The organism is Brachymonas denitrificans (assembly GCF_907163135.1).
Lineage (GTDB): Bacteria > Pseudomonadota > Gammaproteobacteria > Burkholderiales > Burkholderiaceae_C > Brachymonas > Brachymonas denitrificans_A.
This window is the reverse complement of the sequence record NZ_CAJQUA010000001.1, coordinates 1,547,674-1,559,665: the sequence shown is the minus strand read 5'-3', so window position 1 is coordinate 1,559,665 and position 11,992 is coordinate 1,547,674. Positions and strand designations below refer to the sequence as shown.

The following is an 11,992-nucleotide window of genomic DNA, read 5'->3' as shown; positions in this document are numbered from 1 at the left end:
ACTATTTCACATTCGTGCTCCGGGCGCAAGCACTTTTCGTCTGCATGGAAACCCTTGCATGGTGCTTCCTCTGTAATCCAGGCTTGAAATAGTCCGAAAGTGACAGGAATTTTCCCATTTTCCTGACCGAAAGGCTTTTATGAATTGGTCTAATTGGTTATAAAATCAGTTTTTTGACTAACCTGGTGCAACAGCGGGCGTTCACCAGTTTCTCGCTCTTCGGTTAGTCGTTCACCTTGCCTGGGAAGTCCGGGCGCGTTTGCGGCGCACCGTGGGCGCCGAATGCTGCAGGAAATCATGCGGTCCCTGCAGGATGGCCTTCACCCCCGGATGACTGATGCGCCGATCCAGCGTGATGACATAGACCTCTTCCACCAACCCGGGCAGTTCCCCGCCGCGCACCAGACCGAATTGCCGCTCGAGTTCGGGCGTCAGTGTCGAGGGGTAGAGCATGGCCGCATGGCCTTCCTTGGCCAGCTCCATTCCCAGTGCCGGGTCATCGCATTCGGCCACCACAACCGGCTGCAGCTTGTGATGGTCCAGCCAGGCATGCAGGCGCGCCGAGAGCAGCGCGTCTTCGCCCGGCAGGGCCATGGGCAGTCCGTCCAGTCCTTGCGGCAGGCAACGTCCCTGCAGCAGTTCAGGACGGCCCACCAGCGACACCGGCAGCTGTCCCAGCAGGTGGCTGCGCGCCTTGACGCTGACCGAAGCCGGCATCGGTGCGTCCGCAATCACCAGGTCGATGCGGTGCAAGGCCAGATCCGCCAGCAGCAGCTCGTGCCGCCATTCGCGGCACACCAGCCGCACGCTGTTCGGGTGCAGCTTGAGTGCCGGCGCGAGCAGGTGCATCACCAGCGGCTTGGGCACGGCATCGGCTACGCCCACGCGCAGCTCCAGCGGCCGGCCGCTGTCGGCGCGGCTCTTGAGGCTGGCTTCCATCTCGCGGCCGAGCGCGAAGATGTCGCGTGCATAGTCCAATGCCAGCCGGCCGAACTCGGTCAGTGTCAGCTGGCGTCCCTGCCGCACGAACAGGGCGTTGCCGAGCGCCTCCTCCAGTTGCTGGATCTGGCTGCTCAGCGTTTGTGGCGTGAGGTGCAGCTGCTCGGCGGCCCGCGTGATGCCGCCGGCTTCAGCCACATGCAGAAAGTACTTGAGGTGCTTGTAGTTCATCACGGGGTGTCGTAATCATCAGATTTATTCGAATGATATCTTAGATATTTTCAGATTTACACGAAATAATTCGGGCACTAGAATCGGCGCTCCCTGCAGCATCCGGTGTTTACCACCGTGATCCATGCGGCATTGGTGCTTATTTCGCGGCATTTGCGGTGATGTGGCCAGTGGCGCAGCATCCGGCTGTGCCCGGTGTGTTCCTGATTACCGAAAAGACGACTCCATGAATCCGACCAGCTTCCAGTTGGCCGCCGCCGCAATCTTCGCGCTGGCCGTGCTGCACACCTTCTCCACCAAATGGTTCGAGCGCCTGGCGCACCGCCATCCGCGCCATGCAGGCATCTACCACCTGCTGGGCGAAGTGGAGGCCGTGTTCGGCTTCTGGGCCATGATCCTCACCATCGTGATGATCATCATGCTCGGCGCCCCCGCCGCCATGGAATACCTGGAAACGCGCAACTACACCGAGCCGATGTTCGTCTTCGTGGTGATGGTGATTGCCGCCACGCGGCCCATCCTGCAGACCGCCGGCAAGGTGGTGCAGCTGCTGGCGCGCCTGCTGCCCTTGCCGCGCACGGTGGCTACCTATCTGGTGGTGCTGACGGTGGTGCCGATTCTCGGTTCCTTCATCACCGAGCCGGCTGCCATGACGCTGGCAGCCATGATGCTGTCGCGCGAGCTGTTTGCGCGCGTCAACGTCTCGCCGCTGCTGAAATACGCCACGCTGGCCGTGCTGTTTGTCAACGTCTCCATCGGCGGCACGCTCACTTCCTATGCGGCGCCGCCGGTGCTGATGGTGGCCCAGGCCTGGGGGTGGGACAGCGCCTTCATGCTGAAGACTTTCGGCTGGAAGGCCGCGCTGGCGGTAACCATCAACGCGGTGCTGGTGACCATGGTGTTCGGCCGCCAGCTGCTCAAGCTGGACCGCGAAGGCTCCGCCCAGGGCGACGAAGGCCAGCAACCCGTGCCACTGGCCCTGGTGCTGACGCACCTGGCCTTCCTGGTCATGGTGGTGGTGCTGGCGCACCATCCCGTGCTGTTCATCGGCCTGTTCCTGTTCTTCATGGGCGTGGTCACGGCCTATGGCCGCCACCAGGACCGGCTGATTCTGCGCGAGGGCCTGCTGGTGGGCTTTTTCCTGGCCGGTCTGGTGGTGCTGGGTGGCCAGCAGCAGTGGTGGCTCAAGCCGGTACTCACCAGCCTGTCCAGCGATGCGGTATTCTGGGGGGCCATGGGCCTGACGGCATTCACCGATAATGCAGCACTGACCTATCTCGGTTCGCTGGTGGATGGCCTCAGTCCCGAATTCAAGGTGGCGCTGGTGGCCGGCGCCGTGACGGGCGGCGGCATGACCGTGATCGCCAACGCCCCCAACCCTGCGGGCGTGGCCATTCTGCGCCGCTATTTCGATCATGGCGCGGTCAACCCGGGTATTCTCGCCCTGGCCGCTGCCATACCGACCTTTGTTGCAGCCATGGCATTCCAGTTGCCCTGAACCGCTGCAACTGCCTGCCGGGCCCCGTGCCCGGCGCACTGGAAAAGGAGCACAACATGAACAAGAAACCCTTGCGCGTCGGCATGCTGGGATTCGGCCGCACCGGCCGCGCCGTGGCGACCGTCCTCTTCAATGCCCCCCAGACCCATCTGGAGTGGGTGGTGCGCCGTTCGATGAGCAGCAGGCACCAGTCCGTGGCCGAAGTGCTGGGCGTGGAGTCGCCGCATCCGGCCCCGTTCCACACCATCGACGAAATGGATGCCGGCGCCTTGCTCGACCGCTTCCCGGTCGATGCCATCGTCGACTTCTCGGGCGAGGATGGCGTGCTCTACTACGGCGAAGCAGCGGCCAGCCGCGGCATCACCATCATCTCTGCGATTTCGGACTATCCCGAGGAACGCCTGGAGCTGCTGCGTCAGCTGGCAGAGCGTACCGTCGTCATGCACAGCCCCAACATCACGGTGGGCATCAACTTCCTGCTGATGGCGGCCAAGGTGCTGCGCCGCATCCTGCCGGATATCGACGTGGAGGTGTTCGAGGAGCACTTCCGCAGCAAGCCCGAGGTGTCGGGCACGGCCAAGGTGATTGCCGGCGAACTGGGCATCGAGCATGACCGCATCCGCGCCGTGCGGGCGGGCGGCATCATCGGCGTGCACGAGGTGCTGTTCGGCTTTCCGTACCAGACGGTGCGGCTCAAGCACGAATCGATCGCGCGCGAGGCCTTTGGGAATGGCATTCTGTTTGCGCTCGACAATCTGCGTGACAAGTCGGCCGGCTTCTACACCATGGAAGACCTGATGCGCCCGTACTTCCAGCTGGATTGCGCGCTGCCCAAGGATGCGGCGGGGGCGCCTCCCGCAGACGCGGGGTAAGCGGCGGGGCGGGGCCTGGCGTGCGCAGAGTCTGTCGGCCGGGCCTGCATGGTTAAAAAATTGTAATCTGGATCGCATTTATTGCAATTGAGTTGTGATAATGTGCGACTTTGTCACCTGACCCAGATCATCATGTCTTTTCTGTCCCTCTCCCATTGCTCCCGCCTGCTTGCCGGAGCAGGTTTGTCCCTGCTGGCTGGCGCCGCCATGGCGGCGCATCCCCTCATCACCGACGATACCGGCACCCAGGGCAAGGGCCACAGCCAGTTCGAACTGAGCAGCGACCATGACCGCACCCGCACCGACGCGGGCATCGAGCGCGTACAGTCCTCCAGCGCCGGCTTTGCCTACGGCGTGCATGACGATGTCGACCTCGGCATCAGCCTGCCGCACACCTCCTACCGGGTACCTGGCGAGGCGCGCCAGCAGGGCGTGGGCGATGTGACGCTGCAGGCCAAGTGGCGCTTCCATTTGGGCGAGCGCTGGTCGCTGGCACTCAAGCCGGTGCTGACCTTGCCGAGCGGCAACCATGACAAGGGCCTGGGCAATGGCCGCGCCACGACTGCGCTGCACCTGCTGGCGCAGTACGAGGCCGAGCCGCTGACCTGGCTGGTGAATGTGGGCGGCACCCACAACGACAACCGCGATGGCCAGCGCAAGGGCCTGTGGAGTGCTTCCACGGCGCTGCTGTACGCGCCGCATGCAGACTGGACGCTGGCCCTGGACGTCGGCGCGAATCGCAATGCCGACCGTGAAGGGCCGCGTACGCAGTCCTACGCCTTGCTGGGCGGCATCTACCACCTGAACAAGGATGTGGACCTCGATCTGGGCTACCGCCGCAGCCTGCAATCCGGCCCGGTGACGCATACCGTGGGCGCCGGCTTGACGGTGCGCTGGTAAGCGTCTGCCCGCAGGAGGCGGCGCTGGTTCCCTGTCCGCAATGGCCGCCGGGGCCGGCAGGGCCATCGTGGAGGAACCCGCCAGCGGGTGAGCAGGAGGGTACACTGGTCCTGATCTTCGATGAAAGGAGGGGGCGTGACGCTTGCCTGGATCCTGCTTCAGTTGCTGGCCTGTGCCGTGGTGATTGCCTGGGCCGGCTACTCGCTCAGCCGCAGCGCCGACCGGCTGGCCGAGATCTACGGCTGGGGGCGCGGCTGGGTCGGCCTGGCCATGCTGGCCACCATCACCTCGCTGCCCGAGCTCGCCTCGGGCATCAGTTCCGTCACCGTGGTGCAGGCGCCCAACCTGGCCGTGGGCAATGCGCTGGGGGCCTGCGTATTCAACCTGCTGTTCCTGGTGGTGGTGGACATGGTGCAGCGCCGCGAACCGCTCTACCGCCACGCCAGCGACACCCACGTGCTGTCGGCCGCCTTCGGCGTGGTGATGCTGGGTTTTGTCGCGCTGGGGCTGCTGGTGGGCGAACTGCTGGCGGATGTGCTCTACATCGGCGTGTTCAGTCCGCTGCTGCTGGGCCTGTACCTGCTGGCCTTGCGCAGTGTGCACCAGCATGAGCGACGCTTGCTCGAAGGCTTGGACGGCATCGCGCTGCCGCCGGAAACTCCGCGTGCCGAGCGCATGCAGACCTGGCGCAATTTCGTCTTCTCGGCCACGACCGTGCTGCTGGCGGGCAGTGCGCTGCCCTGGGTGGTGGATGCGCTCTCCGCGCATGTCGGCCTGTCGCGCAGCTTTGCCGGAACGGTGCTGATGGCGCTGGTCACCACCTTGCCCGAAATTTCCGTCACCCTGGCGGCGCTGCGCATGGGGGCGCTCGACATGGCGCTTGGCAACCTGCTGGGCAGCAATCTGTTCAACGTGCTGATCCTGTCGATCGACGATGCTTTCTACGTGCCGGGGCCGCTCCTGGCCGCGGCCTCGCCGGCGCACATGGGCACCATTCTGGCGGCGATGCTGATGTCGGGCATGGTCATCATCGGCCTGGTGATGCGGCCGCGGGGCAAGGTGCTGCGGCTGGTAAGCTGGATCAGTGTCGGCATTGCGGCCGTGTATGCGCTGAACGCGATCTGGATTTTTCTGGACGCTTCCGGCTGATACGCTGCGGGGCTCAGGGCTCAGGGCTCAGGGCTCAGGGCTCAGGGCTCAGGGCTCAGGGCTCAGGGCTCAGGGCTCAGGGCTCAGGGACTCAGGGCTCAGGGCTCAGGGCTCAGGGCTCAGGGCTCGGGGCTCGGGGCTCAGGGCTGATGCCGGGTGGCAGGCGCTGCCGGGCTGGCGGACTTATGCCAGAGGCCGGACGAACTCCGCCACCAGGCGCACCACCTCATCTTCGCGCTCGCGGTGCGGCAGGTGGCGCGTCTCGGCCATGATCTCCACCCGCGCCGGCCCGCCCGAGAGCGCGCCGATCTGCTCGGGATGCGCGCTCGAACCGTACTCGTCCTCGCTGCCATGAATGGCCAGGACAGGGCAGCGCACCTCGGGCAGCACCGGGCGCAGGCTCCAGTGCTCGAACTCCGGATGCAGCCAGGAATCGATCCACGCATCCAGCACCCAGCGGGCCTTGTCGCCGTGGTACTTCTTCAGCCGCTCGAGTTGCGCCGGATCCTGGAACAGGACGCGCGCCTCTTCCAGCCCGCGCACCGTGCGTTCTTCGCGAAAGGCCTGCGCCGCCATGGTGACCAGACCGGCACACTGTTGCGGATAGCGCGCCGCACAGTTCACCGCAATGCCTCCCCCCACGCTGTGGCCGAGCAGGATGAACTGCTGCAAGCCCAGTGCCCGGATCAGCACGGCAAAGTCATCCTCCGCCTCCCGCGCGATGAAGTCGAGCGGCAGCGTGGCGGGATAGGCGTCGGAGCGGCCGAAGCCGAGCCGGTCATAGGCAACTACCTGCCGCCCGGTGCCCGTGCTGAGCGCCTGCGGAAAGCTGCGCCACAGCTCCACGCTGCCGAGCGAGTCGTGAAACAGGATGATTGGCGCCTGCGCGCTGTCGCTGCTCGCGGGCGTCCAGTTGCGGACGAACAGCCGGCCTTGTGTGCCGGTGATGAACTGGTCTTGCACAGCAGCTGACACCGGAAATTACTCCACCGTCACGCTCTTCGCCAGATTCCGCGGCTTGTCCACATCCGTCCCCTTGGCGCAGGCCGTGTGGTAGGCCAGCAGCTGCAGCGGCACCACGTGCAGGATGGGGCTCAGGCTGCCGTAGTGCTCCGGCATGCGGATCACATGGATGCCTTCCTCGCTCTGGATGTTGCTGTCCGCATCGGCCAGCACATACAGTACCCCGCCGCGCGCACGCACTTCCTGCATGTTGCTCTTGAGCTTGTCGATCAGCTCGTCGTTGGGCGCCACCACCACCACCGGCATGGCTTCGGTCACCAGCGCCAGCGGACCGTGCTTGAGCTCGCCGGCCGGATACGCCTCGGCGTGGATGTAGCTGATTTCCTTGAGCTTGAGCGCGCCTTCCAGCGCGATCGGATAGTGCATGCCGCGGCCCAGGAACAGGGCGTTGTCCTTCTTGGCGAAGGCTTCCGACCACTGGATCACCTGCGGCTCCAGCGCCAGCACGGCCTGAATGGCCAGCGGCAGATGGCGCATGCGCTGCAGGTACTCGTCCTGCTTGTCCTCGGGGATGGTGCCCTTGACCTGGCCGATTGCCAGTGTCAGCAGAAACAGGCCGGCCAGCTGGGTGGTAAAGGCCTTGGTCGAAGCCACGCCGATTTCCACGCCGGCACGCGTGATATAGGCCAGCTCGCATTCGCGTACCATGGCACTGGTGGAGACGTTGCAGACCGTCAGGGTGTGCGTCATGCCGAGCGACTTGGCGTGGCGCAACGCGGCCAGCGTGTCGGCGGTTTCGCCGCTCTGGCTGATGGTGACAATCAGCGTTTTCGGATTCGGCACGCTGGTGCGGTAGCGGTACTCGCTGGCGATTTCCACATCGGTCGGGATGCCGGCGATGGCTTCGAGCCAGTACTTGGCCGTGCAGCCGCTGTAGTAGCTGGTGCCGCAGGACAGGATCAGGATGCGGTCGATCTCCTTGAAGATGCGATAGGCACCGTCGCCGAACAGCTCGGGAACGATGCCCGCCACGCCTTCCAGCGTATCGGCCAGCGCACGCGGCTGCTCGAAGATTTCCTTCTGCATGTAGTGGCGGTAGGGGCCGAGTTCGGCGGCGCCGCTGTGGGCGTGCACGGTCTTGACCGGGCGGTCCTGCGCCGTCAGGCGCTGGCCGGCATTCTCGATCCAGTACTTGCCCGGCTGCAGGTCGACCACGTCGCCTTCTTCCAGATAGATGATCTGGTCGGTCACGCCGGCCAGGGCCATGGCATCACTGGCCAGATAGTGCGCGCCATCGGAGCCGATGCCCAGGATGAGCGGCGAGCCGGCGCGGCCGCCGACGATGCGGTGGGGCTCGTCACGCGCGATCACCGCCACGGCATAGGCGCCATGCAAACGCGCCAGCGCCTGCTTGACGGCATCGAACAGGTCGCCGTTGTAGAGCGAATCGATCAGGTGCGCGATGACTTCGGTATCGGTCTGGCTGGCAAAGGCATAGCCCTTGGCCTGCAGCTCGGCGCGCAGCGCGTCGTGGTTCTCGATGATGCCGTTGTGCACCAGCGCGATGCGGCCCGGCTTGTTGGCCGTGTTGGCGGCATCCACATGGGGGCCGTAGCTGAAGTGCGGATGCGCATTGTGCACGGCGGGCGCGCCATGTGTGGCCCAGCGCGTGTGGGCAATGCCGGTATAGCCATCGAGCTTGTCGTGCTGCACCTGCTCCAGCAGCTCGGCTACGCGCGAGGTGCTGCGGGCGCGCTTGAGGCCGTCGTTCCATACGGCCACGCCGCAGGAGTCATAGCCGCGGTATTCCAGACGCTGCAGGCCCTGCACCAGCACCGGCACCACGTTGCTGCTTCCCACTCCACCGACGATTCCGCACATGTTCTTGCTCCAGACAATAGATATGCCGAATCATAGGAAATCGTGTGAGAAATTTAGTGTTGAAATATCAAGTACAAAGAAATAAAATTTCTCCATAACTTGCCAATCAATAAAAATTTCACTTTTTTAATTTTCATGAAATGAATGAATACGATGTTGGCGGAGTCGAGCTGGATGCTGCCGACTGGCGCCTGCTCGAGCAGTTGCAGCAGGATGCCAGCCTGACCAATCAGGCGCTGGCCGAGCGCTGCCATATCTCGCCCCCCACCTGCCTGCGTCGCGTGCGCCGGCTGCAGGCGCTGGGGTTCATCGAGCGCACCGTCAGCATCCTTGGTGGAGACGCCCTGCGCGCGCTGACCGGCGCCGGCCTCACCGCGATTGTCGAAGTCACGCTCGACGTGCAGGCCGAGGAGGAGCAGCAGCAGTTCGAACAGCTTGCGGTGGCCGAGCCCGCCATCCAGCAGTGCTACCGCACCTCGCCCGGGCCGGATTTCATCCTGATTGCCACTGTGGCCGACATGCCGGCCTTCATGGCGCTGAGCCAGCGCCTGTTCACGCGCAATGCCAATGTGCGCAACGTGCGTTCGTTCTTCAGCGTGAAGCGAGCCAAGTTCAGCACGCGGATTCCCTTCCCGGAGCGCATCGCGCGCAGTTGATTTGTCCGCAGCGCATCCCTATATGCCCATAATGGCAGCGAGCACGTCCGCCAGGCGGCGGGCGGCTGGCAGTCCACCCACAGGAGCCGTCATTCATGGAGTTCAAGGACTACTACAAGGTGCTGGGCGTCGATAAGGGCGCCACGGCCGATGACATCAAGAAGGCCTTTCGCAAGCTGGCCCGCAAGTACCACCCGGACGTGAGCAAGGAGCCGGATGCCGCCGCGCGCATGGCCGAGGTGAACGAGGCCAACACCGTGCTCTCCGACCCCGAAAAGCGGGCCGCCTACGACAAGCTCGGCGCCAACTGGCAGGCCGGCATGGGCCCGGACGGCAATTACCAACCGCCCCCGAACTGGGATGCCGGTTTCGAATTCACCGATGGTGGCGGCGGCTTTCAGGGTTTCTCCGGCGATGGCAACTACAGCGACTTCTTCGAACAGCTGTTCGGCCAGGCCGCGCGCGCACAACGCGCCCAGCGCGGAGGACGTGCCCACGGCGGCAGCCACAGCATGCGCGGCGAAGACCATCACGCCAAGATCGAACTGGAGCTGCGCGATGCCTATATGGGCGTCGAGCGCACCATCATGCTGCAAAGTGCGCGCCTGGACGAGCAGGGCCACGTCATTCCCGAGCAGCGCAGCCTGCAGGTGAAAATTCCCAAGGGCGTTCGCGAAGGCCAGATGATCCGTCTGGCCGGGCAGGGCAGTCCGGGTTTCGGCGGCGGGCCGGCGGGCGATCTGATGCTGCAGGTCGTATTCCGCGAGGATGCGCGTTGGCGCGTGCAGGGCAAGGACGTCTATCAGCGCGTGCGTGTATCCCCCTGGGAAGCTGCCATTGGCGGCGCCATCGAGGTGACCACGCCAGCCGGTGGGACGGTCGAGGTGACCGTCCCGGCCGGATCGGGCAGTGGCCGCAAGTTGCGCCTGAAGGGCCGCGGCATCCCCTCTGCCGAGCCGGGCGATCTGTATCTGGAGCTGGAGCCCGCCATTCCGGGCGCCGTCACGGCCGAGCAGCGTGCGGCCTGGGAGAACCTGGCCAAGGCCTACCCCGGCTTCAACCCCCGTCTGGCCTGAGCGGCCGTTCGCGACTGACTGAAAGGACGAACCATGGCAATGATGCACACCACCGTGAGCGTTCCCGCCGACCTGACCGAGCTGCTGAGCGACCACTCGATGACGCTGGAAGAGCTGGCCCGCGCCTGCCGCATGGCCCCGGACTGGGTCAGCGCACGCGTGCAGGAGGGCGTGCTCTCCATCACGCAGATCAGCGGCGATCCGCACGTGGCGGCGGACGACCTGGGCACCTGGCGCTTTTCCTGCACCACCGCCATCCGGGCGCGCCGCCTGGCCGATCTGGAACAGATGTTCGATGCCGACCCGCAACTGGCGGCCATGACGGTGGATCTGATGGAGGAAGTGGCCGACTTGCGCCGCCGCCTGGCGATGCTTTGAGGACAGCGGGGGGCGGCGCTTACTTCTTGATTTTCACCGGCCGCTGGTAGTTTTCCTTCTGCACCAGCCGGCCGCGCACCACGCTCAGGGCATTCGGCGGCGTGTCGCGGCCAATCGTGCTGCCGGCGCCCACGGTGCCACCGGCGCCAATCGTCACCGGTGCCACCAGCACGCTGTTGCTGCCGATGTGCACATCGGCCTCGATCACCGTGCGGTGCTTATTGGCGCCATCGTAGTTGGCCGTGATGGAGCCGGCCCCGTAGTTCACGCGCTCGCCCACCGTGGCATCGCCCAGATAGGCCAGATGGTTGGCCTTGGCACCCTTGGCCAGGGTGGAGTTCTTCACCTCGACGAAGTTGCCGATATGCACTTCCTCGCCCAGATCGGCACCCGGGCGCAAACGGGCAAACGGCCCGATCAGCGCGCCGGCACCGACGCGCACGCCCAGCTTCTCGCCGTCGATATGCGTGAAAGGATGAATCACAGCGCCATCGCCGATTTCGCAGTTGGCCAGCACGCAGTTGGCGCCGATGCGCACATTGCTGCCCAGCTTCACGCTGCCTTCGAACACGCAGTTCACGTCGATTTCCACATCCTGACCGCAGGAAAGCGTGCCGCGCAGATCGAAGCGCGCGGGATCGCGCAAACGCACACCGTCTCCCATCAGGCGCTCGGCCTGGCGCTTCTGGTACTCGCGCTCGAGCTCGGCCAGTTGCAGCGGGCTGTTCACGCCGGCTACCTGCACCGCGTCGCTGATCACATGCGCCAGCACCGGCACGCCATCGGCCACGGCCAGCTTGACCACGTCCGTCAGGTAGTACTCGTTTTGCGCGTTATTGTTGTCGATACGCCCCAGCCACTGCTTGAGCAGGCGCGCCGGCGCGGCCATGATGCCGCTGTAGATTTCCTTGACCGCCAGTTCGTCCGGCGTGCCGTCTTTCTGTTCGACGATACGCTCCACGTTGTCATAGGCATCTCGCACGATGCGGCCGTAGCCGAAGGGGTTCTCCATGCGCAGCGTCAGCAGCGCCAGCTTGTCGCCGCCGCACTGCTGCACCAGCGCCTGCACGGTGTCGGCCTGGGTCAGCGGCACGTCGCCGGACAGGATCACCACAATGCCGTCGTCGTCCAGCATCGGCACCGCCTGCTGCACGGCATGGCCGGTGCCGAGCTGCGGCATCTGGCGCACGAATTCGCGCCTGGGTTGCGTCTCTGCGGCCACAGCGAGCGCCGCTTCCACCTGTTCTGCACCGTGGCCGGTGATCACCACCACCTTGCGCGCCTGCAGCTGCGCTGCCGTATCCAGCACATGCTGCACCAGTCCCTGGTGGGCCAGCTTCTGCAGCACTTTGGGCGTGGCGCTCTTCATGCGGGTGCCTTTGCCGGCAGCCATGATGACGATGTCGAGAGGGTGGTTCATGGTGAAAAGAATGCGAAGGGAGATTAGCC

General features: G+C 65.0%; 11 protein-coding genes. 7 read left to right on the top strand and 4 right to left on the bottom strand.

Annotation, left to right across the window (positions count from 1 at the left end):
• Positions 1–231: 231 nt before the first annotated feature.
• Complete coding sequence (locus tag KKQ75_RS07385) at positions 232–1,170, bottom strand: LysR family transcriptional regulator (RefSeq protein ID WP_213361291.1); 939 nt, start codon at positions 1,168–1,170, stop codon at positions 232–234.
• Between the two features lie 226 nt (positions 1,171–1,396).
• Here KKQ75_RS07385 and KKQ75_RS07380 point away from each other — a divergent pair, with 226 nt between their 5' ends.
• The 4 genes from KKQ75_RS07380 (at position 1,397) to KKQ75_RS07365 (ending at position 5,589) form a co-directional block, all read left to right on the top strand.
• A complete protein-coding gene (locus tag KKQ75_RS07380; RefSeq protein ID WP_213361290.1) occupies positions 1,397–2,668 on the top strand; it encodes a putative Na+/H+ antiporter in 1,272 nt (423 codons plus the stop codon).
• A 56-nt stretch (positions 2,669–2,724) separates the two neighbouring features.
• On the top strand, positions 2,725–3,540 hold the full coding sequence (locus tag KKQ75_RS07375) for a dihydrodipicolinate reductase C-terminal domain-containing protein (RefSeq protein WP_213361289.1): 816 nt from the start codon (positions 2,725–2,727) through the stop codon (positions 3,538–3,540).
• 132 nt (positions 3,541–3,672) lie between these two features.
• A complete protein-coding gene (locus KKQ75_RS07370; protein ID WP_213361288.1) occupies positions 3,673–4,440 on the top strand; it encodes a transporter in 768 nt (255 codons plus the stop codon).
• A gap of 135 nt (positions 4,441–4,575) precedes the next feature.
• Positions 4,576–5,589, top strand: coding sequence for a sodium:calcium antiporter (locus KKQ75_RS07365; protein ID WP_213361286.1), 1,014 nt, complete (start codon positions 4,576–4,578; stop codon positions 5,587–5,589).
• Positions 5,590–5,772: 183 nt separating this feature from the next.
• On the opposite strand, the gene KKQ75_RS07360 is transcribed toward KKQ75_RS07365, so the two are convergent.
• The gene (locus tag KKQ75_RS07360) at positions 5,773–6,564 is read right to left on the bottom strand and encodes an alpha/beta fold hydrolase (RefSeq protein WP_213361285.1); all 792 of its coding nucleotides are present in this window, start codon (positions 6,562–6,564) and stop codon (positions 5,773–5,775) included.
• A 6-nt stretch (positions 6,565–6,570) separates the two neighbouring features.
• Complete coding sequence (glmS, locus tag KKQ75_RS07355; RefSeq protein WP_213361284.1) at positions 6,571–8,433, bottom strand: glutamine--fructose-6-phosphate transaminase (isomerizing); 1,863 nt, start codon at positions 8,431–8,433, stop codon at positions 6,571–6,573.
• Positions 8,434–8,573: 140 nt separating this feature from the next.
• Here glmS and KKQ75_RS07350 point away from each other — a divergent pair, with 140 nt between their 5' ends.
• The 3 genes from KKQ75_RS07350 to KKQ75_RS07340 all read left to right on the top strand — a co-directional run bounded on the left by KKQ75_RS07350 (position 8,574) and on the right by KKQ75_RS07340 (position 10,543).
• Entirely contained in the window at positions 8,574–9,089 is a 516-nt protein-coding gene (locus KKQ75_RS07350) for an Lrp/AsnC family transcriptional regulator (RefSeq protein WP_213361283.1), read from the top strand.
• 95 nt (positions 9,090–9,184) lie between these two features.
• Entirely contained in the window at positions 9,185–10,165 is a 981-nt protein-coding gene (locus tag KKQ75_RS07345) for a DnaJ C-terminal domain-containing protein (RefSeq protein WP_213361282.1), read from the top strand.
• A gap of 33 nt (positions 10,166–10,198) precedes the next feature.
• On the top strand, positions 10,199–10,543 hold the full coding sequence (locus KKQ75_RS07340; RefSeq protein WP_250131029.1) for a chaperone modulator CbpM: 345 nt from the start codon (positions 10,199–10,201) through the stop codon (positions 10,541–10,543).
• Positions 10,544–10,562: 19 nt separating this feature from the next.
• Here KKQ75_RS07340 and glmU read toward each other — a convergent pair whose 3' ends face one another.
• On the bottom strand, positions 10,563–11,963 hold the full coding sequence (glmU, locus tag KKQ75_RS07335) for a bifunctional UDP-N-acetylglucosamine diphosphorylase/glucosamine-1-phosphate N-acetyltransferase GlmU (protein WP_213361281.1): 1,401 nt from the start codon (positions 11,961–11,963) through the stop codon (positions 10,563–10,565).
• Positions 11,964–11,992: the final 29 nt, after the last annotated feature.